Below are 24,261 nucleotides of genomic sequence, written 5' to 3'. Positions count from 1 at the left end.
CATCAGTTCAGTTATGAGCCAGTCTGAATATACTACAGCCCAAGCAACAGCCCTGACTAACCACGATCGCAAACCAATTCATCTACCTGGCTCTATTCAACCTCATGGCGTTCTACTGGCACTTAGTACTCAGCTAGAGATAGTGCAAGTTAGCAACAATACCCAAGCATATTTGGGCAAAGAGCCAGAAGATTTGCTCGGTCAACCCTTGAGCTATTTGCTTGACGCTCGGCAAGTGGAAACTGTCAAGCAGTGCTTGGTGAAAAAAATTGGCAGTGCTAATACTTTCAAAGTATCAATAAATACTTTACATTGTGAATGTTACTTTGACGCTATTGCTCATCGGACAGAAGAGGCTGTGATTCTGGAGCTAGAACCGACCAATTCGGAATCTCAGGTGAGTTTCTTAAGCTTTCATTCTTTGGCGGGTGAAGCGATCGCTAAAATGCAAAGCACATCTAATCTGATAGAATTTCTGCATTTGGTAGCTGAAGAAGTCCAAAAAATCATCGGTTTTGATCGGGTGATGGTCTATCAATTTGACCAGTCAGGAGCGGGTTCTGTTGTTGCGGAAGTTAAACGGGAAGATTTATCACCTTATTTAGGACTCCACTATCCCGCCACAGATATTCCAGCACAGGCTAGGGAATTATACACGCGCTGCTTTCTCCGATTCATCCCCGATTTGACTGCCGAACCGATTAAACTAGTTCCAAGGGAAAATCTGACAACACATCAGCATCTTGACTTAAGCTACTGTCTGCTACGGAGTTTTGATTCGTGTTGTACTGAATATCATCAAAATATGGGAGTGAAGGCTCTTTTGGTGATTTCAATCGTTCAAGGGCAGAAGCTTTGGGGATTAATATCTTGCCACCATCAGATACCAAAGCATATTTCTTACGAAGTCCGCAAGATATGCGAATTTTTGGGACAGATTGTCTCTTCAGAATTAGCGCACAAAATTAGTTACTCGGAATGGGATTATAAGGTAAAACTCAAATCGCTACAGTCTGAGTTTCTTGAGTCCATTTCCCAAGCAGACAATTTTATCGATGCCTTAATCAAACCTGAAATCCGCTTGCTCGATCTTGTTAGTGCTTCAGGAGCGGCAGTTTGTTTAGATAATGAAATTACTCTTGTGGGGACAACACCGAATCTTAATGAAGTTCGGGCGTTAATTGAATGGGCGGATACCCAAGTTAGTGACAATCTGTTTTCCACTGATTCTCTACCCAAACTTTACCCAAAGGCGCTCATATTTAAAGATACTGCTAGTGGCTTGCTGTTACTGCGGATTTCTAAAGTCCGGCGCTATTACATCCTTTGGTTTCGCCCGGAAGTTCTCCAAACGATACACTGGGCAGGTAATCCCAAGGAATCCATTCAAGCCCAAGCAGATGGTAGCCTTACCCTATCTCCACGAAAATCCTTTGAACAATGGCAACAAACGGTTAGATTAACTTCTCTACCTTGGAAAGCTTGTGAACTTGACAGTGCGATCGCTCTGAATAATGCGATCGTTGGTATTGTACTCTCGAAAGCGGATGAATTGGCTAAAATCAACCTGGAGTTAGAACGCAGCAACCAAGAACTAGCATCCTTTGCCTACGCTGCTTCCCATGACCTCAAGGAACCTTTGCGGGGTATTTATAATTTCTCAACAGTGTTGCTAGAAGACTATGGTCGAGTATTAGATGATGAGGGAATTGAGTGCTTGCAAACAGTAGTGTCCTTGTCTGTACGTATGGAAACTCTGATTAATGCTCTACTGCGACTCTCGCAGTTAGGACAAGCACAACTGCGGTTGCAAGCAACTGACCTCAACCAGTTACTCACCGAAGTAATTGAAGTCTTTCGTGCTAGTCGCCAAGACTTTCAGCTTGTGGATATTCGCATTCCCCGGCCTTTACCAACAGTTCTGTGTGACCGAGTGCTGGTTAATGAAGTCTTTAGTAATCTGCTTGGTAATGCGTTCAAATACAACGATAAAGTAGAGCAATGGGTTGAAATTGGCTACTTAGATCAAGGAGCAGGGGGAGATGAGGGGGATGAGGGGGATGAGGGGGATGGGGGAGCAGGGGGAGCAGGAAGCAGAGCAAAAAGAGGTAATTTTTCATTCTCCCCCTTGCCTCCTGCCCCCTGCCCCTCTGCTTCTCCCCATGCCCAATTCCCAATCCCCAATCTCGAATCCCCAATCTTTTATGTCCGAGATAACGGTATTGGAATTCCACTGCATCACCTAGAAACTATCTTTAGATTATTTAAGCGGCTGCACTCTCAGGAAAAGTACGGTGGAGGAGCAGGTGCAGGACTAGCTATTGTTAGGAAGATTGTTGAGCTTCATAATGGTCAAATTTGGGTTGAATCTACTGTAGGCGTTGGCTCAATGTTCTATTTTACGCTGGAATAGTTTAAGATAATGGCTAAATATATATTTTTGTTAAGTTCTTTTAAGACCACGAATGACAAAAAAACTTCATGAACCGCTGCTGGTTGTTGAAGACAGCAATGAAGATTTCCGGATGCTGCAACGTTTGATGCGGCGTATGGCTGTCCAGAACCCCATACATCGTTGTACTAATGGAGATGAGGTTTTAGAGTTCCTCTATCAACTGGGGAACGATGCCTACGCTAGGGGCGAAAACCTACTCAACTCTAAAGTAGCATTACGACCCTCTGTGATTTTGCTCGATCTCAATTTGCCAGGTATTGATGGTCGTGACATTTTAGATCGGCTCAAGCAAGACAAGAGTTTCAAGGGAATCCCCATCGTTGTTTTTACCACATCATCTAACCCCAAGGATATTGAATTGTGCTACCAAAAGGGCGCAAATGGATATCTGGTAAAGCCGATGGATGCTCAAGAACTAAAAAAGACGATTCAGGCATTCGTGGATTACTGGCTTGAAGCTAATACGCCGCCCGTCTTGGATTAATTTGTTTATTTTCTGTTGATGAGGCGGTAGGGTTAATAGAATAACAAAACAGACGGCTCTGAGGGCACAGCAACATTTTCTTCTTTGAACCACTGTGTCTGCTTGTCTCTGGTAAGTAGGTCGGCGCAATTAAAGCTAACTGGCTAAGGCTGTCATTGGTCATTGGTCATTGGTCATTGGTCATTGGTCATTTGTCATTTGTCATTTGTCCTTTGTCATTGGTCACTTGTACTGCCCTTAAGAGCGGGACGCACTCGCGTTCGACTACGCTCACCAAGCGCGTTCGCGAGTGCGTCTCGCAGAGAAGTCGTTGGCGTGGTCACTGAGCGAAGTCGAAGTGCAGCCTCTGGTAGAGTTGTATTGGTCATTAGTGAGGGTTTTAAGCTTATTTACGTTTGGTAACATACTTGGATTTTTTCGCACCAACGTACTTAGATGTGTTTTTCCCATCTTCCGGTTTTTCCTACCGATGTTCAACTGCTTGTATTGCTTTAGAATTACTAAATAATTTAGATTTTATTTATACTTATTTTATATTATTTTTAGAATTATGCAAGAAAATACTATCTGGATAAAAGGGATCTATATGGCTCCCTGATCCTCATAACCTTATGCTGGACACATGGACGCTACTCATAATCGATGATTGTGCCGCAGATCGGAAAATCTATCGTCGATATCTTTTGAAAGACCCGCACCAGTCCTACCAGATTTTGGAGGCAGACTGTGCAGAAGAAGGACTTGCTTTGTGCCAAAAAGTACGCTGTGACGTCATTCTGCTGGATTTTTGCCTACCTGATATGAGCGGGTTAGAACTCTTCGATCAGATGCAACGGGAGATATTTAAGAGCTCTGTCCCTGTGATTATGTTGACAGGGCGTGGCGATGAAGAGGTTGCTGTGCAAGTAATGAAACGGGGTGCTTTGGATTATTTAGTTAAGCAACATCTGACACAGGATGTGCTGCAACTAGCAGTCCGTAATGCCATTAAGCAATCGTGCCTGCAAGCCCAACTCCAGAAAACTCAGGAGAGACAGCGCCTAATTGCTACGACTGCTTTACGAATTCGCCAGTCTCTTGATTTAGAGCAAATTTTGAATACAGCTGTAGCCGAGGTACAACAACTTCTGAAGTGCGATCGCGTGATGGTGTATCAGTTCGCGACAGATACAGACGGTGAAATAGTTGCCTCCTCAGTTGAGTCATACCGCACTGTGGCATTGTGCGATCACGTTGGTAATGGGGATTGGAGACTGGGGACTAGGGAAGAAGCAGGGGAGCGAGCTATTAGCTGGGGGAAAATTCCTCTCCTTTCTACCCTTCCCCCTGTCCCTCTGTCTCTTGTGCCCAATCCCCATTACCCTTTATCCCCAGAGGGGGCCCCACCATCGCCAATCTCTTATATTTATGAGCTTGGCTTGTGTAATTGTGTGAGCCTAAAAGAGCAATTTAATACTAAGGCAAATATAGTGGTTCCCATTAATGTGAGTAACAATGGAAACCCAACCCCGAAGCTTTGGGGTTTGTTAATTGCTCACCATAATTCCGGGGAACGAGAGTGGCAAACTGATGATGCAGAGATGCTCAATGAAGTTTCGGTGCAACTAGCGATCGCTATCCAACAAGCTGAATTGCTAGCCCAAACTCAAGCAGCCCTTACCAAAGAAAAGCAACTCAATGCATTTAAATCTCAAATCATTGCAACGGTTTCCCATGAGTATCGAACGCCGCTAACTTCAATTCTTGCTGCTGCATCAACTTTGAGAAAACATAGTCAGCAACTGGATGAGTCGAAACAACAGAGGTTTTTGGGAATTATTGAACAGAAAGCAAGGTATATGTCCAAACTCGTAGATAATATGCTTCTGGTTAACCAATTTGAACTCGAAAAACCCGAATTTAAGCCAATTCCGCTCGATTTGCTGCAATTTTTTTCTGACCTGATAGAACAAGAGCGAGAAACAGCAGGCGATCGCCACGAATTTATTTTTCAAGTTACTGGAAATAACCAGGGATTTTGGGGCGATCGCGGACTTTTGCAACAAATTTTTATTAATTTAATATCCAATGCAATAAAGTACTCTCCAGATGGAGGTACTGTAGAATTCCACCTCATCGGCAAAGAATCACAAGTAATCTTTTACATCAAAGATCAGGGAATTGGTATCCCAATGGCAGATCAAGAAAATTTGTTTCAATCCTTCAGTCGTGGAAGTAACGTTGACACAATTCCCGGTACAGGCTTAGGGCTAGCGATCGCTAAAGCTTGTGTCGAGTTACATGGTGGTAATATCACGTTGTCTAGTGAAGTAGGGCAAGGAACTAAAGTTACAGTCACCTTACCGAAGGCATTCTTAATGGATCGACTATCCCCATCATTAGGATAAGGGTTTGAGATTCTTTTTCACCAGATGTCTTTTGTTTTTATCCCAAAGCGCAGAAAGAAAGTATTGGCAAAATAGCAGAAAGACTGCAAGAAACCATCTACTTAACCTTCGGGGCGATCGCAACGGTAAGGATAAAGCCACTCACACTTGAAAAGTCCGTAGGTATGTTTTTCAAAAAAGCTTCCAGCGTGGTGTCTAGGTGATATGTCGATCCCAGCCTTGGTTTTAATTTCGTACAGCCAAGGAAAGGTTGGTACTAAAACACTGATGACGGCGAAAATGTAGAAAATTTTGGTTCTAATTTTGGGCAATCTTCGGGAATTGCTATTATGGTTTTGACGCATAGGAGAAGTGAAAAACTAACCATCAATTCTAGCCTAAAGCTGAAAATATCGTCCGCAACTAGGGTCAATATTCTCTGTTTAATAATAAAGTTCTCGCCCAGATTTACACCTGCATCATGAACCCGACGACGGATGTATTTGATTGCTGCTTTAAAGGGACTATAACCTTTTCTCAGTCGTCTTGAGACGACTTTCGCTATTAGACTGGTGAATTCATTCTGAGGCGGGCTAGATGAGAATGAAATAGCCCTGAAGCCTAGAATCCCCCAAATTTACGGAGTCCATTTGGGGGAGTATGTCAAAAATATATTTATTTATCATGAACATCATTGAAATCCTCAAAGAAGACTATCAAAGATTCCCAGTCAACCAAACTTACAGCATTTATGCTCCAGAAGTTTATTTTCAAGACCCGTTGAATAAATTTCGCGGGGTTAAACGTTACAAAGAAATGATTAATTTTATCCAAACTTGGTTTTTAAATCCCAAGATGGACTTACATAATATTCAATGTTTAGGAGACACAATAAAAACTGAGTGGACACTCAGTTGGAATACTCCTCTTCCCTGGAAGCCACGGATCTCTATTCCTGGTCGGAGTGAATTAGGTCTTAATTCTGATGGTTTGATTGTTTCCCACGTCGATTATTGGAACTGTTCACGCCTCGATGTGGTGAAGCAGCATTTTTTCTCTTGAAAAAATCGATAATTAAAATAAAAGGAACCGAGTTTTGGATTGAGATTCCTTTGCATCATGTGGGGAAATCGGTAAGCCATAACGGGTTTAAATTGCCTACTGATTTCCAAGGGTCAAAAGTCTAGGGCAATTATTAACTAAGTAAGTTGGCGCGAAAAAACCTAAATATGTTACGAAACGTAAATAGGCTTAAAACCCTTGTAAATGACGAAGGACAAATGACAAATGACAGCCTTAGCTAGTTAGCTTTAATTGTGCCGACCTACTTACAAGCTATGCAAAATTTAAGTACATCCAACGTCATAGGACTGAATTTAGAGCTTTTTCATGTTCAAAGCGACACTGCTTTTGAGTTACCACCAAATGTTGCAGTGTTTCATATCGGTAAACCCAATGACCAAATTCCGCCAGATATTGATGTTTCCAACTTGCCAGATGCAGATGTAGTTTCTCGCATCCATGCACAGATTCAGAACCACATAAATAATTACTTTATTGAAGACTTAGGAAGTTCTAATGGGACGTTTGTCAACAACACTAGGTTAGAAGCTAGAACACCCTGTAAAATACATTTAGGAGATAGAATAGACCTGGGTCAAGGAGAAAAAGTCACATTTATATTTCAAGATAAGATACAACATCAACAAAATCTTCTTTCTCGCGTAAATTCCACAACGATGCAGGCTCGAATTGCTCCTCAAAATAGACCAACTCCGGTAAATCAAAGAACCAAGTCTGTAGGTTTTGCTTTGATGGTTATAGCCATGATAATTTTAACTGCAAATATTCGAGTTGGTATATTTTTTGGGATTCCCGGTATCTTGCTATGTATTTCCGGTATTTTCATCCTTTGTCAGCAGCGAATAAACCCTAACTTAGGATGGATTTTGATGGCGCTAGGAATTACAGTAATCGCTTTTACTGGTAACGTATTTGCGTCAGTCAACCTTTTAATTGTTTTGGCATCATCTGCCTTATTTTTCGCCGGATATCAACTTTTGACTACTGGAAAAATTTTAAATTATAATTTGCGATCGCTCCAGGCTTTTATTAAAAAATAACATATTTTAACTAATTACGAACTTGTGCCGAGCGTACCCCTGCGGGGAAGCAAGCTACGCGTAGCGTCTCGTAGAGAAGTCGAGGTATTACGAATTATTCTCTCCACAATGCCACTCGCTGCTTAAGTTCCCTCATATCCAAATAATCGTTAGCAAAAGCTTTCCATAAAAGTGGATGAGGAATAAATCCATCATATTTTTGAATTTCCGGTGCTTCTGAACTACTAACTAAGTTTTCTGAGGTAATTCTTTGTTCACACAATGAAGCAATTTCACGATAAAGATATTTCAATTTATCTTTGCCTAATTTAATGGTCAAATAATAGGGATTTACTCCACCAATACTTGTAATTTCCAACGACTCCCGACAGTAGGAGTTGAGTAACCTTTCTAAGGTGCGATAAGCAACTGTACCCATCCAAGGGAAAATGCAGCATTTCCCTTTTTCCAATTGCACAATATTCTGCTTATCTAATCCAACTTGCTGCGCCAACTGGCGAACTTTACACAAACATTCCAAAGCATTTTTTTGCAAGTAACTATACTCAATATTTTCCCATAAAACTTGCTGCATCCTTTGCAACACTTTGCTATGAATAGTACCACTACCACCACGCCAATAAATACTAGCTTTACCCTCAGCTTGCTTAACAAAAATAACCTTTTTTTTAAAGTCAACTTCTACCACTTCCCAAGTTCTGCCAGCTAAAGCAAATTGATTACCAACAGGAAGCGGCGTGACGATACTGCCAATTTCTGTTGCACCTTGCTGAACAATATATTCTTGCTGTTCAGCAAATACAGCATAAAACTGAAATTTTCTCACCACCTTTTCTCCTGCCAAACCCAGGATTAATTTACCTTGTTCAGTATGCTGAATATGACCAATATCAATTAAATAGCGTAGCAATAGTTGGAAATCCTCTTTGGAAATTGCACCAAAGACCGGCAGACTCAAAACTTCTTTAGCTAGGTCATTAGGTGATATTTCCTCTGTTGCTGTTAAAATACTCATTGTCTGGTGATAAAGCAAACTCAAAGGATATTTAATTGGTCTAATTGGTTCAATCCATTGTTCCTCTAAATAAAGTTGAATGATAGCGATACACTGCAAAAGTTGCCAGGGAATTTGTTCTGGTAAAGAAGTTTCTGCTAATGGCTTATCTTCAGCACACACAAAACGCATATCAGCAGCTTCCCCTCTTCTACCACTCCGTCCCAATCGCTGTAAAAAACTAGCTACAGAGAAGGGGGATTCTAATTGAATAACTCGCTCTAAATGACCGATATCTATGCCTAATTCTAGAGTCAAAGTGGCGGCGGTAACTGCTGGATTGTTGGGTTCACGCATCGCATTTTCAGCAGCTTGTCGCAAGCTAGCAGATATACTCCCATGATGTACATGATATATATCTGGTAGTCCTTGTTCTCTAGCAATTTGTCGCAAAGATGCAATTACAGATTCGGTACGGGTGCGATTGTTAGCAAATATCAGGCATTTGCGAGATTTGCTGAGGTTGAAAATATATTGTTCATCGGCTGTTGCCTCTGATTTATCTGCTTCACCAGTAATATAAAAATGTTCTACAGCTAGTTTTATTTGGCGTTTTATGCCATCATTTTTTGGTGTAATCACTGGCTTATCTGTTCCTGAACGCAACCACTCTTCAGCTATTGAGTAATCACCAAGAGTTGCCGATAAACCAATACGGCGCGGTTGTTTTCGCGTCAACTTTGCTAAACGTTGTAATTGGCAAATAATTTGACAACCGCGTTCTGAACCCATAAAGGCGTGAATTTCATCAATGATGACAAACCTTAAATCACCAAATAACCGATGTATATCTTTATTTTTGTTAATTAACAAACTTTCTAGAGATTCTGGGGTAATTTGTAGAATACCTTGAGGATTTTTTAAAAGTTTGTTTTTTCGAGTTTGCGAAACATCACCGTGCCAGTGCCAAACTGGAATATCTGCTTCTTGAAGTAAGTCGTTGAGACGCTCGAATTGATCATTAATTAAAGCTTTGATCGGACTAATATATAATACCCCTATGCTTGCAACCGGGTTGGCATTTAATAGAGTTAAAACTGGCAGGAAGGCTGCTTCTGTTTTACCAGCAGCAGTTGCAGCAGTAACTAGCAAGTGAGCATCAGTGTCAAATATAACTTGACAAGCGGCAATTTGAACTGGTCGTAATTCTGTCCACTGGTGATGATAAATATATTCTTGAATGAAGGGTGCGAGTCGAGTAAAGGCATCGCTCATGTTTTTTACGAATAGTAAGGGGAAGAGGTGAATGATATTAAGTAAGTCGGCGCAATTAAAGCTAACTGGCTAAGGCTGTCATTGGTCACTTGTCATTTGTTATTAGTAAGGGTTTCAAGCTTATTTACGTTTTGTAACATACTTGAATTTTTTCACACCAACGTACTTAAGTTAAAATACAGCCCTGACCCTGACCGCTTCCGAGTTTTAAGACTGGGAACAGCGCGACACAAGCTTTTGGACTTTTCTTAGTGCTATTGGGGTAAAAGGTGTAGGTTTTTCAAATTCAATCCAAAAAAGTGGTTTTTTAGAAAAATTTGTCGATTTTTACTCCTATTGACTCAAGGCAGATGAACATCTGTCAGTCAAACTTAAGTTATGGGGACAAGTCTATAATCAAGCAAAATCCATGAATAAGTATAAGGAAATCTTACGTGTCGTCCTTGCTATATCCATTATTGTGGTTGGAGTGACACACTTTGTTGTTCCAGAAGAATATGTAAAAATTGTGCCGCCGCAACTACCTTACCCTTTAGAATTAGTTTATCTCAGTGGCTTTTATGAAATTTTGGGTGGTATCGGGTTATTAGTTCCGCCTGTAAGTCAAGCTGCTGCTTGGGGACTTCTTGCTCTTTTTATTGCTGTTTACCCTGCTAATATTAACATGGCGGTTAATCTTATTAAGATTGAACATATACCAAATTCACCTTGGGTACACGTAGTCAGGCTTCCCTTTCAAGCTGTTTTAATTGCTTGGGCTTGGTGGTACACAAAATCTTCAGTTGGGGAAAAACGAGCTTCTATTATTCCCAATTCACTCATTCCCAAAGAACTAGATTAACAATTCAAAATTCAAAATTCAAAATTCAAAATTAAAGACATTATATAAGGGGATTTAAATCCCGACTGAAATGGGTGCTACATATAGATGTAGGGGTCTTAAACCCTTTAATTTACGATAAGTGCGTTTTTTTATATCTAAATCATCCGCCTTGCAGCTTTGTTTAGGATAACACTCTCGTTAGCAATAGGCATTAGACATAGGAGTGAAAATGAATTGTTTTGACGTAGCACTGCTACGTCTTTACAACTGACTTTTCGCGTTAAGTCGTGAAACAACTTTCATCGTAAGGGTTTCGCACTGGATCTTCTTCTCAACAAATTAGTTTTAATAACAATAGGATTGATTTTTTTATTTAACAAAGTTTAGGGGTTTAATTCCTAGCCTTTGAAGGGCAGAACGTTTTGGGTCGGGGTCTAAATCCCCGTCACAAAACAAAATTTACGAATTACGAATTACAAATTATTTTAATATGGGTCGCCCGGGATTCGAACCCGGAACTAATCGGTTAAAAGCCGAGTACTCTACCGTTGAGTTAGCGACCCTTTCGCTACATTTCGCAACTTTACCATCATAGCATATACATCTGTAGATTTGCGAAGGGGTTTAGAAAAAATTAGCAGTCAACCTTACAGATGCTGTGTGGCTAGCTCCTGGTGCTAACACAGTCAGGTTATCACCAGTATTGAGAGAGTTACGGGTGGCACTCCAGGGTTCTAGACAGTAGAATTCTTTGCCTTTGACCGTCCAAAATACCAGCCAGGTAGAGAAATCATCATAATCCAAGGTGAGTTTTAACTTACGGCTACGATCTATCGCAGTGGCCGATTGACTCGTTAGCTGTCCAAAGGCAAAATCGATTTCATCACGGCTAAAGTCAAAATTGCCGTCAAAAGAGTGAATTTCCTTAGTTTGATTATCTTGATACTGTTTAGAGGGAATTTCAAGCTCTAACTGAGTTTTATCACCACACAGAAAGTAGGGATGGAAACCAGCCGAAAAGGGCATTGGTGTAGATGACAAGTTTTGATACTGCTGACGGACTTCTAAAGTATTACCTTGAAGTTCGTAGGTAAAAGCCAGCTGAAAATCAAAAGGATAAACTGCCTTAGTTTGCTCATTGCTATTAAGAACAACAGTGAGACTAGCTTTATCTTCAGTTTTCTGTTCTGTTGCTTCCCACGGCAATTCACGGGCAAAACCGTGTTGTTTGAGAGTATATTGTTGCCCATTATGAGTGTAAATATTATCTGGTAGATTGCCACAAATAGGAAACAAAATCGGATTCCCGCCTCTGACACTCAAATCAGGATGAGTAAAGCGTTCAGTGTCCAGGTAGAAAATTTCTTGCCCCTGAATGCGCCAACGGGTGATGATACCACCGCGTTCGGGTACGACTTCCAATTGAGAACCAGTGCTTTCGTCAGAAAGAATGTAGGTTTTGTACTGTTGCTGTTGAACTGCAATCGTAAACATAAGTTTGTCCTAATTGGGAATTGGGAATTGGACGTTGGACATTGGATATTGGGCACTTGTACTGCCCTTAAGAGCGGGAGGCACTCGCGTTCGACTTCGCAGTTCGACTGCGGTTCCATCTCTACGAGAGGCTACGCCAACGAGCGGAGTCGAGATGCTCACCGTAAACTCACCAACCCCGAAGTCGAAGTATTGGCCATTGGTTATTCTCCTTGTGCCCCTCATCTCCCTAGTACAGACGCGATTAATCGTGTCTCCCCCTACTTCCCACTCCCGATAATTTATTCGTCTTCTGCAAACACGAAACGATATAACTCGCTGGGGTCTGGTTCGGGGCTGCTTTCGGCGAATTTAACCGCTTCGTCGATCACATCCTGAATTTTACGATCAATTGCCTTGATTTCTCCCTCATCCGCCAGATTTTGCTCCACCAAATAAGCTGCCAACTTCTTAATTGGGTCACGGGCAAACCAAAATTCTTTCTCCGCTTTGCTTCGCATTTCATCAGGATCTGCCAAGGAGTGACCCCGGAAGCGGTAAGTAAGCGCTTCAATTAATGTTGGCCCCTCACCTGCACGGGCACGGGCTACAGCTTCTTGGGCCACGGCTCGGACTGCTAGTACATCCATGCCATCTACTTCCACGCCCACCATGTTAAATGCACTGGCTTTTTTATAAATCTCTGGCTGGGAAGTGGCTCGTTCGTGAGACATCCCAATTGCCCACTTATTATTTTCGACCACAAACAGAATTGGCAGTTTCCAGAGGGCTGCCATATTTAGTGTCTCAAAAAACTGACCGTTATTAGCTGCACCATCGCCAAAAAAGCAAGCTGTCACTTGGTCAGCATTTTGATCTCCGAGTACTTCGCGGCGGTATTTGCTTTGAAAAGCCGCTCCAGCTGCTACAGGAATTCCCTCAGCCACAAAAGCATAGCCACCCAGCAAGCGATGTTCGGCAGAAAACATATGCATGGAACCACCGCGCCCTTTGCTGCAACCTGTGGCTTTGCCAAATAATTCTGCCATGACCTCTTTTGCTGGTACTCCCGCACTCAGAGCATGAACGTGGTCGCGGTAGGTACTGCAAACGAAATCTTCACCCGGTCGCATTGACTGCACAACACCACTGCAAACGGCTTCTTGACCGTTGTACAAATGGACAAAACCAAACATTTTGCCCCTGTAGTACATTTCAGCACACTTGTCTTCAAACAAGCGCCCTAACACCATGTCCTCATATAACCGTAACCCTTCTGCCTTGGTAATATGCGTAGTAGCAGCATTAAATGTGGGTAAAGTACGCTCTTGATCCATTATTTTGAGTATCCCTTTGTACAACTTAAAGCTACGGTCTTAAATAATTTGGTCTGATAAACCTCAGCTTTTAACAGGCTAGCGTTTGCAAGACTCAACAATCAAACTTTATTTATGCACCAAAAAAGGGTCTTAGGGAATAGCTGAATTTTTAATTTTTGATTTTGAACTTTTCAGCCCATGCCCCGTAAGGATTTGACTCTTACAGCCAGATTTGCCGTTTGGGGTTTTTCTCTCTCCCGATTCCCCTTCATAGACTAGCAATCAACATAGAGTGCTTTCTGCATATCCATTAACAATTTTCAAAAAGGACGCAAAAGTTTTTTACCCAAGTAAATAATTGTAATTAAAGGTTAATTATGATATGATTCTTTTCTCACGTTATCAGAGTCAACCCCCAATAGTGGTATTTTTGTTACCCCTAGTGGGAAAGTTCCGAACAAATCAATCATCAATAGATTCTTGCAACCACAACATTTATGCCGTTACTAAAAGCGGTAGTTGTGGTTTGTGCTATCGAAGGCTGATAATAGTTGTGTTAAACAAAAATACTAAGAATTAAAACAAAGAATTGAGGCTTTCTAGGCGAAAGCAAAAAATTAGTACTAGAATGTGACTCAAAATTTCGGGAAGGTACAAAACAAGTTGTTGCAATATACACTTGTAGAGTAAGTTCTACACGGCATTTTTCTGGCACGGTTTTACAGGCCTGGAAAGCTCTAGGTGAATTATGTTGATCACGGTGCAGGGGAAGTAGGCTGTGCGAATTCCGCTAGATTACTACCGAATTTTAGGACTACCGTTAGCGGCAAGTGATGAACAATTGCGGCAAGCATACAGCGATCGCATTGTACAATTGCCACGACGTGAGTATTCTCAGGCAGCAATTTCTTCTCGTAAACAACTTATAGAAGAAGCTTACGTGGTTTTATCAGATCCAAAACAACGCAGTACCTACGATCAGCTTTATCTTGCCCACGCCTATGACCCTGATAACCTTGCTGCTGCCGCAGTAGCACTGGAAAATCGTCCAGAAAGCACCAAAAGGGGTATTGATACCCAGAGTCTGGGTATCGAAATTACCCAAGACGAACTAGTTGGCGCTTTATTAATTTTGCAAGAGTTGGGGGAATACGAACTTGTACTGAAACTAGGTCGTCCGTACCTGGTAAATAAAAATGGTGCTACAAGTGCAAGAAAAAGCAATAATTTAGCAGATGAAGAAATATACGAAAGCGCTGAACATCCAGATGTTGTTCTCACTGTTGCCCTTGCTTGTCTAGAATTAGGTCGCGAACAGTGGCAGCAAGGTCACTATGAAAATGCCGCCATATCCCTAGAAACTGGTCAAGAACTGTTACTACGCGAAGGGTTGTTCGCCAGTATTCAGGCGGAAATTCAGGCGGATCTTTACAAATTGCGACCATATCGAATTTTGGAGTTGCTGGCACTACCTCAACAAAAGACTGCCGAACGAAGCCAAGGCTTGGAATTATTACAAAACCTCTTAGAAGATCGTGGCGGCATTGATGGCACGAACAATGATGATTCTGGTTTAAATATAGATGACTTTCTGCGATTTATCCAGCAGTTACGCAACCACTTAACAGTCGCAGAGCAGCACAAGCTATTTGAAGCCCAAAGCAAACGTCCTTCTGCTGTTGCCACTTACTTGGCTGTTTATGCCTTGATAGCACGGGGATTTGCTCAACGGCAACCTGCTTTAATTCGTCAAGCAAGGCAAATGCTTATCCGTCTGGGCAAGCGCCAGGATGTACATTTAGAACAGTCGTTATGTGCGTTACTCTTGGGACAAACTGAAGAAGCAACTCGTGTTTTAGAACTTAGTCAGGAGTACGAAGCTTTAGCTTTTATTCGGGAAAAATCTCAAGACTCTCCAGATTTGTTACCGGGGCTGTGTCTATATGCAGAACAGTGGTTGCAACAGGAAGTATTTCCACATTTTCGAGATTTAACAAATCAGCAAGCCTTCCTAAAAGATTACTTTGCTAACCAACAGGTGCAAGCTTATTTAGAAGCACTGCCAACGGATGCAGAAACAACTAATGAATGGGCTGTAATTAACCCCCAGTATTTTCCCCAGCCTCAGAGAAATAATCCCCATTTCCCTAACAATTCAACTAAGACTCCAGGGCAATTTAATCACAGCAGAACACCTGACCTAGATTTGTCAGAAAGACCAACAAAAGAAACACCTGAATATTCAAATTTTTCACCACCCATGTGGAATTCATCTGGTAGTGTAAAATCAGAGATTCCTGCTGCCGAAAGGATGAGCGGAGGCACTAATCAGCATTTGAACGGTTCAGCTAAGACTGCTGCACGCGGTCAGAACCAAAAGCGTAGACGGAGAAAACCTACTCCATCTGCTAGGCGAGAACGTATACCAGATAATCGTCCTCCTTCTCGTCGTCCTCGGCGACGGCGAACTTTTGCTAACACTATAGAAGGGAAAACACGGCTGGTATGGAGAGTGTTTATTTCTTTGGTGAGTCTATTAGTTTTCTCGGTGTTAGCTATCACAATTTTTGGATGGTTAAAAAATCTGTTTTTTACTACACCATCTGTGCGTGGTTCAGAGTTGTCTGTAGAGATAAATCAACCACCAATATTTATTCCTGATCCAAATAGTAAACCACAAGCACTAGAAGGTACTTTAACAGATGTAATGGCAGAAGAAGTCATTCGGACTTGGCTATCTATCAAAGCTGAAGCTTTCGGGCCAAATCATGAGATTAATAATTTAGAGCGGATTTTAACTGGTTCAGCTTTGTCTCAATCGCGCCAAACTGCCCAACAGTATAGGTCAGACAACCTCTATCGCAAGTATGATCATAGTCTGAAGGTGGAATCTGTAGAGAAAATTGATTTATTTGCAGATCGTGCCGCAGTGGTAGCTACGGTGAAGGAAGGATCGCAGTTATATGAAAATGGTCAGTTTCAAAAGTCTTCTAGCGATAATTTGCGAGTTCGGTATGATTTGATTCGACAACGAGGTAAATGGCGCATCCAGAATATATCTGCTGTGAATCAGATAATTAGATAAGTTGGAATTTTGAGGCGATGTCTATGATTTAGCATTGAGGGTTGAAGTTTTAACGCAGAGGATCGCAAAGGTTAGCGCAGAGGAACGCAAAGGTTTAATCAAGGCAATTTTTTTCGTTAGGAATTTGTGAAATTATGGACTTAGAATTTTCTAACACCGCTAAGAAACTCTTTAACATCAAATAAGCAGAAGTCCCTCCTGGATCTTGATGTCCGATACTCCTCTCCCCCAGGTAGCTAGCCCGTCCCTTTTTTGCGTGCATTGGTGTAGTTTCCTGCAACCCCTTTTGGGCTGCTGCTACAGCCTGTTGCATAGCTTGCAGTGTTCGCTTACTTTCTCCTATAGCTTGCCCAAAAGCGGCTACAGCCGGAGATAGCACATCCACCATTGTTTTGTCTCCTAGTTGCGCTTTGCCACGTTGTCGCACGCCCTCTAAGCCAGCTTGAAGTATTGCTAAAATATCTTGTTCTGTTAATTGTTGCTTGCCAACTACTGCTGTACTTGCTCGTAAAAACCAGGTGCCATAAAGAGGGCCACTTGCACCGCCAATAGAAGAAATTAAGGTCATACTCACAGCTTTGAGAATACTGCTGATGTCCTTGTCTGTAAGAGTTGGTAACTGAATGCTTACCTTTTTGAAACCGCGATCCATATTGATCCCGTGGTCAGCATCTCCGATCGCAGCATCTAATTCTGTCAAATATGCTTTATTCTGCTCTATCTCGGTTGCAAATACCTGCAACCATTCTAATATCTGCGCTTGACTTACTATATCGATATAATTCGTCATTTGTCATTTGTCATTGGTCATTGGTCATTGGTCATTGGTCATTTGTCATTGGTCATTGGTCATTGGTCATTGGTCATTGGTCATTATGAAATTCCCCAGCGCCAACTTGGCGTTTTTACTGGTGCATCCCATAGCCGGATCATTTCATCATCTAATTTCAGCAGGGTAATTGAGCAACCTTGCATTTCTAGAGATGTAATATAAGGGCCTATCAAGTTTCGCACAATTTGCAATCCTTGCTGTTCGCAGATTTGGGCGAGTTTACGATAAACAATATACAGTTCAGAAAGTGGAGTGCCACCCATACTATTGACAAAAGCTAATAAGCGATCGCCTTTGGCAAATGGAAGATTTATGAGTTCTATATCTACCCATTCTCCTTTGTCTTCATCCCACTCGCGCAGTGTGCGGCTGTATGCTGCATCCTCAATGAGCGATCGCGTCAAAATTTCGGTGATCTCATCTACGGTTTTTATGGCTGTGCGTTCTCTTCCAGGCTCACCGTGAATACCGATACCTAATTCGATTTCGCGATCGCCCAATTCAAATGTTGGCTCTCCATTAGCGGGTACTGTACAAGATGTTAGAGCGATTCCCATACTCCGCCCATTCAAATTTACTCGGCGACATAAATTTGCTATTTGTGGCAAATCATACCCCACCTCAGCCGCCGCGCCACAAATTTTTTCCGCTAGTATAGTTGTTCCCACACCCCGGCGTCCTTGGGTATACAGGCTATCCTTCACTGCTACATCGTCATCAATCAAAATATTTAGCACTCGAATGCCCTCATCACGGGCTAATTCCGTTGCCATCTCAAAGTTCATCACATCGCCACTGTAATTTTTGACGATATAAAGGATACCAGAGCCTCCATCTACTTGCTTGACTGCTTCTAGCATTTGGTCAGGAGTAGGTGAAGTGAAAACCTCCCCAGGGCAAGCTGCATCCAGCATTCCTCTGCCCACGAAGCCAGCGTGCATTGGTTCATGTCCGCTGCCACCACCTGAAATAATTGCTACTTTACCCTCTATGGGTGCATCAGATCGATAGACAAAAACGGGATCATCGTTAAGTTTAATTAAATCGGAATGAGCCGCCGCCATACCTTCTAGACTTTCCCGCACAAAGTCTTCCGGCTTGTTGATTAGCTTTTTCATCATCAAAAGGGTGCTAAAACCCAGGCTAAAGGACTATAATGCAATCCGGTTCTAATACTTTTACTATTTACGCTCAACCATTCTCATCGGCTAAATTAACTTAGTACAGCTAACCCTCAAGTTCGTAGCGAATCGATTTAAAGAAACTTTGCGCTCCTCTGCGCTTACCTCTGCGCGACGGCAGTCGCTACAACGGGGGGAACCCCCGCAACGCGCTGCCTCCCCTTTGCGTTTCAACTTAAACCCTCAATTCGTCACGAATTTAGGAAACTGTGTACTTAGTTCTTGCTATTTTACCTGTTTTAAAGGATGAAATAGCCCTGCCTTAAAAGAGTTATCAGTTATCAGGCGTATGGTGGGGGATAAAGAAGCATAGGTTGTTTCAGGTTTTTATTAATTATCCTTTGATAGGAAACATTTGGTGTTTCTTGTCAATGCGTAAGTTATAAAACTGTTGATGAAGAAGTTTTTATCTGGGGACACCGTGTTTGCTCTAATTTGATTTTTTCTTGAATTCTTGGTGGTAAGCCAGGTTTAACTTTGGTATAAAGACGATCAAATTCTCGCACATAATGGGCAGCAACTATGGGATTTTCAAGCACTACAAGTGTTTCATCGTTACCATTATTGGCAGCATCTGACCAATTATGAGAACCTGTAATTACTGTTTGACTATCAATAACACCAAATTTGTGATGCAATAAATCACCTTTGGGTAATACAGGTACACCTACAGTAGTAATTGGATTTTGCCAAGGATGGTTATCAAGTTCATATTTACATTTGTTACTGAGAGCAACTCCCATCATATCCAATGCTTCACTGTAGGGACGATAGGCGAATTGTGGTTCAATTAAAGCGCGAATTTGCACACTTTGTTGATGACGTTTTTCTAAAATATTGACAAGACGCTGATCGGAAAATACAAATAATGCTAAATCAGTAGATTTGGTTGCTGAATCTAAAGTTTTACCAATTAAACCATTACTACTGCTACTCCAAGGTTGAGTTGGAGAAGTAGGCGAAAATTGCACAGTAATTTGGGTGTCACCTAAAGTTATTTGTTTAGGTAAACGCATCGGCTTTTGCAAACCAAATTTACTATCTGACTGACCTCCTGGCCCATCTCCCCACATAATATTAAACTCTTCTGTAAATAAAGATGCTAATTCCGGACTGTCAATCTGCAATAAGTTATTTGCATTGCCTAAACTGCTAGAATTTGTAAAATCTCCAGAAGTATCACTTAAAGTAAAATTAGCCGAAGTGATAATTACAAGGCGATCGTCCACAATCACAAATTTGTGATGCATCAAATTGCTACCTGCTGAACCATCTGCTTGATCATCTAACCAGAGAATTTTGGCATTCTGCAAAATCATCAAAGCATCTCTTTGATTTATTTCTGCTAGGCTGAGTTGATTATCTTGGTTAATGTCGATAAATTTGCGAAATTCTTGATAGCGTTGCTGTTCTCTTTTATCTAACTTATCTACTTCAGTAGCTGTTAAGCTACTCCAAGGTCGGCTATAGGTATTTTCTAAAATGATCCTGACTTTTACTCCAGCTTTTTGTCTATCAACCAATGCTTGAGCAACTTTGGGTAAACGTAATTCTTGCACCGCCACATCTACTGTAGATTTAGCGTGGGTAATAGCATCGACAATCTGTTTTTCTAAATCATCCCCAAGACGTATTTGTTGACGGTAAGCTTCTTTGTATTCTGAAGACTCAGAATGGTTAAAGTAAACTTGAACTAACGGGTCTTGTGGTAAGGGTGCTGGACGCTGATTGTAGGACTGGACTCGTTGACAACCAGCCAGGGAGAATATAACTAAAAAGATATATAAAAAATATCTTTGTCTAGAGATAAGTTGCACTGTAATCTGTTAAAAGTGGATTGGGAGTGGATATATTTATCATTCCCAAAAATTGGAGTTCGGAATTAAGTAGAGAAATAGCTTTCCAAGTAAAGGTAAAAATCCACTGCTAGAGGCAGAATTACAGAGATTTTTTTCAAGATTAGTCCACTTAAACTGTGTATGCTGACAAAATCAGCAGCCTACTACCAACGTGTGTTCTTACCATTATCGGTTATATGCAAATTTATCTAGATTACAGCGCCACCACACCCACTCGAAAAGAAGCGATCGCAGTTATGCAAACAGTCCTCACCCAACAGTGGGGCAATCCTTCCAGCTTACACGAGTGGGGACAACGCGCTGCAACCGTTGTGGAACAAGCTAGAGTCCAAGTTGCTGGTTTAATTAACGCCGCTACTCCCGAATCAATCATTTTTACCTCTGGCGGCACAGAGGCAGATAATCTAGCAATTATGGGTGTGGCTCGGTTGTATGCTGTTCCTCAACATCTAATTATCTCCAGCGTTGAGCATTCCGCAATTTCTGAGACAGTGCGATCGCTAGAAATGTGGGGTTGGGAAGTTACGCGGTTGTCTGTAGATGTTAAAGGTAGAGTCAATCCTCTAGATTTAAAGGTAGCGTTGCGACATAACACAGCCTTAGTTTCCGTGATTTACGGACAAAGTGAAGTTGGGACAGTGCAACCGATCGCAGAACTGGGTAAAATTGTGCGATCGCATGGGGCTTTGTTCCACACAGATGCAGTGCAAGTTGCAGGACGCTTACCTATAGATGTGCAACAACTCCCCGTAGACTTACTTAGCCTTTCTAGTCATAAAATATATGGGCCACAAGGTGCAGGGGCGTTGTATGTGCGCCCTGGCGTGGAATTGATACCCTTACTATGTGGTGGTGGGCAAGAAATGGGACTGCGTTCTGGTACGCAAGCAGTACCGATAATTGCCGGATTTGGTGTAGCAGCAGAATTAGCAGCGCAAGAATTGGCTACAGAAACACCACGATTAATTAAGTTACGCGATCGCGCCTTTGCCCAATTAGCTGAAATTCCTGGTTTAATTGCTACAGGGGATGGCTGCGATCGTTTACCTCACCATATTAGTATGTGCTTAGAAAACGCCGATGGGGAAAAACTTAGCGGTAAAACCTTGGTACGACAGCTAAACTTTGCTGGCATCGGCATCAGTGCTGGTGCTGCTTGTCACAGTGGTAAACTTAGCCCTAGCCCGATATTGTTAGCGATGGGTTATTCCGAAAAAGCTGCTTTGGGAGGAATTCGCATCACATTGGGGCGTGATACTACTGAAGCTGATGTGGATTGGACAGTGATGGTATTGAAGCAGGTTTTGCAAAGGCTGACACCCGATTTATCTTTAGTTAAACGTTAAATTACTGGTAAAAATGTTAATTTAATATTTCAGTTCAGTTAAGCATTTCCTCCTTCTCCTTCTCTCTGTGTTCTCTGCGCCTCTGTGGTTCGTAAAAAAAAGAGTTTCAGCCCTTTTGTGAACCGTATTGTCTTATAATCAGGACAAAAACAAGATCATCAACACTGCTAAACTCACCACTGATGGCACTCGCCAAATGGTTATTTTACCCGAAGACTTTCAACTCACAGGTACTGAAGTTTATATCAAAAAAATTGGTAACGCCATTGTCCTCATCGCCAAAGACAACCCCTGGCAATCCCTCATCGGTAGTCTAGACAATTTCTCCGATGACTTCATGAATTCTATAGATCAGCCATGAGTTTAGGAGTTACGCCCGTCACTAATAATGTGCGAGAGTTTTCTCCTATTCCTACTCTTCCATTAGAAAATTGGGTTGAGTAGTTCTGAATACGCTAGGTATCCCTGCAAAAGCTTAATTCGATCAATTCAAAGATTCCATCAATTCAATACACTTGTGCATCTGCTGGCGCATCGTTTCCCTATCAGCATGAAACCTTCGTCCATGACCTGGTAGCACCCATTCAAAAGAGTAATTAGCTAAATTACGCATTGATTTAGTCTGTTCTGACCAAGAATACCAGCAGGCATCGTGGAATGCAGCCAGTTGGTGCAAGCTTTCTGACCAAGCGAGATGGTCGCCAGTAAACAAAAACTTATTTTTATAAAGTAGGACAGTTTCTCCTTTGGTGTGACCGGGAACTGCGATAATTAATAAATCTGGAGTCAAGACAAATGGTTCAGAACCAGTTAGCTGTATTTCCACATTGCGAGTATCAGCAGATATATCATCAGCATGAAGGATGCGATCGCACTGAAAATGCTCGGCAAACTTTTGATGATCTGCCACATCATCTTTATGAGTGAGGTACATATAACGAATTGGCCCCAGTTCTTCTAAGCGCTTAACTAAAGGCGGCGTAAACCGGGGAGAATCCACCAAAATGTTACCTTCTGGAAGTTGAATTAAATAACTAGCAGCACCATAAGATTTTTCCGAATGATAGCCGCAGTGGTAAACATTTTCGGCTACTAATATTGGAAACTTTTCCTGAGCAACTTTGATATCTTTTGGTTTCTCAACAGTGCCTATAGAACTAGTAGGACAAGCTAAAAGTGCTTCCAGTGCTGCTAATCTTTCCGCCTCATTCGTTGGTTGATGATAAACCGCCGACTGTTCATCAACACGAGAAAACACTTCTGGAGTCATCCAGCGACAGGTATCACAATCAATACAGGTAGTATCTACATAAAAATCGCCGTTGACATTTTGGGGACGACGCTGATTTAAATGAGCCATATCAATCCTTTTGCCTCCAGCCGCTTACTGGGGAGCGATAAACCTTATATCCCTACGCTAGCAAAAGTAACTTGAGACTGTAGCCGCCACTAGAAGTAAATCCGCTCAAAAATATCAAGACTCATGAAACCCAGTAAGCATAAATTGGGAAAACTGAACATAGACACTATCTGCTGATATGTTCCCAAATATGCTTTACTGTTCTAATTCCAGTTGTGCAAATCCCTTTAATCCTGATGACAATAAGTTTTGCATTAAGTGTGGACAAACACTCACACCATTATTCAGAAACCGTTTCCGGGTAATACGACTTTTGGGTGAGGGTGGATTTAGCAGAACTTATGAAGCTAGGGATGCAGATAGGATAAATGAACCTTGCGTAATTAAGCAATTTGTCCCTCAATTTGAAGGAACGGCTGCACTTGAGAAAGCTACGGAGTTATTTAAGCAAGAGGCGAAGCGTCTGTATGATTTAGGAGAACACCCACAAATTCCCCGTTTGATTGCTTATTTTGAACTAACCGAGTCAATTTTTACTCAGGCTGATGATATAGAAACACTACGAGAAATGATTTATGATGCGATTTATTGCCATTTTCCTAATGAACAAAAGCTTCCACAAATAATCTTAACTTAAATAATAAGGTATTAAAAATTTTCAGTTTTGGATTTGAAGTTTTAGAGATGAGATCGCCCTTGGTGTTGGCACAGCAATCGATGTTCCCAATTTACAATAATTACATTCCAGAGGATTAGCTATGAAATGGCGCGTGATTCTTGAATCAGACCTAGAAACAGGCGATTGGGCTGTATGGTGTCCAGAGTTACCTGGCTGTACTTCAGCAGGAGAAACTGAAGAAGAAGCTTTGGAAAATATTAAAGAAGCAATTCAATTGTATTTACAGCCGGAATCAATTGAGTTAGCCCCTGGTGCGATCGCACGAGAGATTATTGTCTCATGAGCAATCGTATCCGGCGCATGACATCTAGAGAAGTTGAAACTATCCTGAGACAATATGGATTTCAATTAATTTCTCAAAAAGGTAGCCACCGCAAATGGAGAAGTGAAGACCTGGGACTACAAGTAATTGTCCCTGAACATGGAGGCCGCACTTTACCTATCGGTACATTACGGAGTATCTTTCAAGGGGCGAAAATTCCTGAATCTGAATGGAAATGTTGAAATGCGATCGCGCCACTTTCTCAACGCGATCGCTAAATTTTCCATCCCCTAACCGATCAAATGCAGCTGATTAATCAGCGCACCAATTAGATTATGGGTAATG

The 24,261-nt window shown here is 41.7% G+C and carries 20 protein-coding genes and 1 tRNA gene; 12 read left to right on the top strand and 9 right to left on the bottom strand.

Going from position 1 to position 24,261, the window contains the following annotated elements; all coding sequences use genetic code 11:
* Positions 1-13: 13 nt before the first annotated feature.
* The 3 genes from LC605_RS05930 to LC605_RS05920 all read left to right on the top strand — a co-directional run bounded on the left by LC605_RS05930 (position 14) and on the right by LC605_RS05920 (position 5,326).
* Positions 14-2,413 carry an ATP-binding protein gene (locus tag LC605_RS05930; RefSeq protein WP_229546634.1) on the top strand — a complete coding sequence of 800 codons (2,400 nt, stop codon included), beginning with the start codon at positions 14-16 and terminating at the stop codon, positions 2,411-2,413.
* A gap of 52 nt (positions 2,414-2,465) precedes the next feature.
* The gene (locus tag LC605_RS05925; RefSeq protein WP_229546633.1) at positions 2,466-2,939 is read left to right on the top strand and encodes a response regulator; all 474 of its coding nucleotides are present in this window, start codon (positions 2,466-2,468) and stop codon (positions 2,937-2,939) included.
* A 611-nt stretch (positions 2,940-3,550) separates the two neighbouring features.
* Positions 3,551-5,326 carry an ATP-binding protein gene (locus LC605_RS05920; protein WP_229546632.1) on the top strand — a complete coding sequence of 592 codons (1,776 nt, stop codon included), beginning with the start codon at positions 3,551-3,553 and terminating at the stop codon, positions 5,324-5,326.
* Between the two features lie 101 nt (positions 5,327-5,427).
* Here the strand turns inward: LC605_RS05920 and LC605_RS05915 are convergent, their stop codons facing one another.
* The gene (locus LC605_RS05915; RefSeq protein WP_229546631.1) at positions 5,428-5,670 is read right to left on the bottom strand and encodes a hypothetical protein; all 243 of its coding nucleotides are present in this window, start codon (positions 5,668-5,670) and stop codon (positions 5,428-5,430) included.
* A gap of 319 nt (positions 5,671-5,989) precedes the next feature.
* Between LC605_RS05915 and LC605_RS05910 the strand changes: the two genes are divergently transcribed.
* Both LC605_RS05910 and LC605_RS05905 read left to right on the top strand, forming a co-directional pair.
* On the top strand, positions 5,990-6,367 hold the full coding sequence (locus LC605_RS05910) for a DUF2358 domain-containing protein (protein WP_229546668.1): 378 nt from the start codon (positions 5,990-5,992) through the stop codon (positions 6,365-6,367).
* Between the two features lie 254 nt (positions 6,368-6,621).
* Positions 6,622-7,428, top strand: a complete 807-nt coding sequence (locus LC605_RS05905; RefSeq protein WP_309143257.1) for an FHA domain-containing protein — start codon at positions 6,622-6,624, stop codon at positions 7,426-7,428.
* Positions 7,429-7,522: 94 nt separating this feature from the next.
* On the opposite strand, the gene LC605_RS05900 is transcribed toward LC605_RS05905, so the two are convergent.
* The gene (locus LC605_RS05900) at positions 7,523-9,697 is read right to left on the bottom strand and encodes a DEAD/DEAH box helicase (protein ID WP_229546630.1); all 2,175 of its coding nucleotides are present in this window, start codon (positions 9,695-9,697) and stop codon (positions 7,523-7,525) included.
* Positions 9,698-10,106: 409 nt separating this feature from the next.
* Here LC605_RS05900 and LC605_RS05895 point away from each other — a divergent pair, with 409 nt between their 5' ends.
* The gene (locus LC605_RS05895; RefSeq protein WP_229546629.1) at positions 10,107-10,538 is read left to right on the top strand and encodes a DoxX family protein; all 432 of its coding nucleotides are present in this window, start codon (positions 10,107-10,109) and stop codon (positions 10,536-10,538) included.
* A gap of 473 nt (positions 10,539-11,011) precedes the next feature.
* Here LC605_RS05895 and LC605_RS05890 read toward each other — a convergent pair.
* The 3 genes from LC605_RS05890 to pdhA form a co-directional block, all read right to left on the bottom strand.
* Positions 11,012-11,083 (bottom strand) — tRNA-Lys (locus LC605_RS05890).
* Between the two features lie 61 nt (positions 11,084-11,144).
* A complete protein-coding gene (locus LC605_RS05885) occupies positions 11,145-12,014 on the bottom strand; it encodes an aldose epimerase (protein WP_229546628.1) in 870 nt (289 codons plus the stop codon).
* 281 nt (positions 12,015-12,295) lie between these two features.
* Positions 12,296-13,330: a pyruvate dehydrogenase (acetyl-transferring) E1 component subunit alpha gene (gene pdhA / locus LC605_RS05880; RefSeq protein ID WP_229546627.1), complete on the bottom strand. Its 1,035-nt coding sequence runs from the start codon at positions 13,328-13,330 to the stop codon at positions 12,296-12,298.
* A 760-nt stretch (positions 13,331-14,090) separates the two neighbouring features.
* Here pdhA and LC605_RS05875 point away from each other — a divergent pair.
* A complete protein-coding gene (locus tag LC605_RS05875) occupies positions 14,091-16,397 on the top strand; it encodes an IMS domain-containing protein (RefSeq protein ID WP_229546626.1) in 2,307 nt (768 codons plus the stop codon).
* 94 nt (positions 16,398-16,491) lie between these two features.
* Here the strand turns inward: LC605_RS05875 and dhaL are convergent, their stop codons facing one another.
* The 3 genes from dhaL to LC605_RS05860 all read right to left on the bottom strand — a co-directional run bounded on the left by dhaL (position 16,492) and on the right by LC605_RS05860 (position 20,227).
* A complete protein-coding gene (dhaL, locus tag LC605_RS05870; RefSeq protein ID WP_229546666.1) occupies positions 16,492-17,169 on the bottom strand; it encodes a dihydroxyacetone kinase subunit DhaL in 678 nt (225 codons plus the stop codon).
* 101 nt (positions 17,170-17,270) lie between these two features.
* Entirely contained in the window at positions 17,271-18,347 is a 1,077-nt protein-coding gene (dhaK, locus tag LC605_RS05865) for a dihydroxyacetone kinase subunit DhaK (protein ID WP_229546665.1), read from the bottom strand.
* A gap of 443 nt (positions 18,348-18,790) precedes the next feature.
* Entirely contained in the window at positions 18,791-20,227 is a 1,437-nt protein-coding gene (locus LC605_RS05860) for a phospholipase D-like domain-containing protein (RefSeq protein WP_229546625.1), read from the bottom strand.
* A gap of 218 nt (positions 20,228-20,445) precedes the next feature.
* Between LC605_RS05860 and LC605_RS05855 the strand changes: the two genes are divergently transcribed.
* Both LC605_RS05855 and LC605_RS05850 read left to right on the top strand, forming a co-directional pair.
* Positions 20,446-21,615, top strand: coding sequence for a cysteine desulfurase family protein (locus LC605_RS05855; protein WP_229546624.1), 1,170 nt, complete (start codon positions 20,446-20,448; stop codon positions 21,613-21,615).
* 157 nt (positions 21,616-21,772) lie between these two features.
* Positions 21,773-21,976, top strand: coding sequence for an antitoxin (locus tag LC605_RS05850; RefSeq protein WP_229546664.1), 204 nt, complete (start codon positions 21,773-21,775; stop codon positions 21,974-21,976).
* A gap of 123 nt (positions 21,977-22,099) precedes the next feature.
* Here the strand turns inward: LC605_RS05850 and LC605_RS05845 are convergent, their stop codons facing one another.
* Positions 22,100-22,975 carry an MBL fold metallo-hydrolase gene (locus LC605_RS05845; protein WP_229546623.1) on the bottom strand — a complete coding sequence of 292 codons (876 nt, stop codon included), beginning with the start codon at positions 22,973-22,975 and terminating at the stop codon, positions 22,100-22,102.
* A gap of 190 nt (positions 22,976-23,165) precedes the next feature.
* Here LC605_RS05845 and LC605_RS05840 point away from each other — a divergent pair, with 190 nt between their 5' ends.
* The 3 genes from LC605_RS05840 to LC605_RS05830 all read left to right on the top strand — a co-directional run bounded on the left by LC605_RS05840 (position 23,166) and on the right by LC605_RS05830 (position 24,158).
* Complete coding sequence (locus LC605_RS05840) at positions 23,166-23,612, top strand: 4-Cys prefix domain-containing protein (protein ID WP_306426846.1); 447 nt, start codon at positions 23,166-23,168, stop codon at positions 23,610-23,612.
* A 121-nt stretch (positions 23,613-23,733) separates the two neighbouring features.
* Positions 23,734-23,937, top strand: a complete 204-nt coding sequence (locus tag LC605_RS05835; protein ID WP_229485462.1) for a type II toxin-antitoxin system HicB family antitoxin — start codon at positions 23,734-23,736, stop codon at positions 23,935-23,937.
* Positions 23,934-24,158, top strand: a complete 225-nt coding sequence (locus tag LC605_RS05830; protein ID WP_229546622.1) for a type II toxin-antitoxin system HicA family toxin — start codon at positions 23,934-23,936, stop codon at positions 24,156-24,158. Before LC605_RS05835 ends, LC605_RS05830 begins: the two co-directional genes overlap by 4 nt.
* The last annotated feature ends 103 nt before the right edge of the window (positions 24,159-24,261 follow it).

This window comes from Nostoc sp. CHAB 5836 (assembly GCF_020829445.1).
In the GTDB taxonomy this organism is placed as follows: Bacteria; Cyanobacteriota; Cyanobacteriia; order Cyanobacteriales; family Nostocaceae; genus Nostoc.
Note: the sequence above shows the minus strand (reverse complement) of the source record. Positions and strands in the feature narration are given on the sequence as shown.

Coding starts and splice junctions, on each gene's coding strand:
- LC605_RS05930 (WP_229546634.1), top strand. CDS start 14: ATGAGCCAGTCTGAATATACTACAGCCCAAGCAACAGCCCTGACTAAC.
- LC605_RS05925 (WP_229546633.1), top strand. CDS start 2,466: ATGACAAAAAAACTTCATGAACCGCTGCTGGTTGTTGAAGACAGCAAT.
- LC605_RS05920 (WP_229546632.1), top strand. CDS start 3,551: ATGCTGGACACATGGACGCTACTCATAATCGATGATTGTGCCGCAGAT.
- LC605_RS05915 (WP_229546631.1), bottom strand. CDS start 5,670: ATGCGTCAAAACCATAATAGCAATTCCCGAAGATTGCCCAAAATTAGA.
- LC605_RS05910 (WP_229546668.1), top strand. CDS start 5,990: ATGAACATCATTGAAATCCTCAAAGAAGACTATCAAAGATTCCCAGTC.
- LC605_RS05900 (WP_229546630.1), bottom strand. CDS start 9,697: ATGAGCGATGCCTTTACTCGACTCGCACCCTTCATTCAAGAATATATT.
- LC605_RS05895 (WP_229546629.1), top strand. CDS start 10,107: ATGAATAAGTATAAGGAAATCTTACGTGTCGTCCTTGCTATATCCATT.
- LC605_RS05885 (WP_229546628.1), bottom strand. CDS start 12,014: ATGTTTACGATTGCAGTTCAACAGCAACAGTACAAAACCTACATTCTT.
- pdhA (WP_229546627.1), bottom strand. CDS start 13,330: ATGGATCAAGAGCGTACTTTACCCACATTTAATGCTGCTACTACGCAT.
- dhaK (WP_229546665.1), bottom strand. CDS start 18,347: ATGAAAAAGCTAATCAACAAGCCGGAAGACTTTGTGCGGGAAAGTCTA.
- LC605_RS05855 (WP_229546624.1), top strand. CDS start 20,446: ATGCAAATTTATCTAGATTACAGCGCCACCACACCCACTCGAAAAGAA.
- LC605_RS05845 (WP_229546623.1), bottom strand. CDS start 22,975: ATGGCTCATTTAAATCAGCGTCGTCCCCAAAATGTCAACGGCGATTTT.
- LC605_RS05840 (WP_306426846.1), top strand. CDS start 23,166: ATGCTTTACTGTTCTAATTCCAGTTGTGCAAATCCCTTTAATCCTGAT.
- LC605_RS05835 (WP_229485462.1), top strand. CDS start 23,734: ATGAAATGGCGCGTGATTCTTGAATCAGACCTAGAAACAGGCGATTGG.
- LC605_RS05830 (WP_229546622.1), top strand. CDS start 23,934: ATGAGCAATCGTATCCGGCGCATGACATCTAGAGAAGTTGAAACTATC.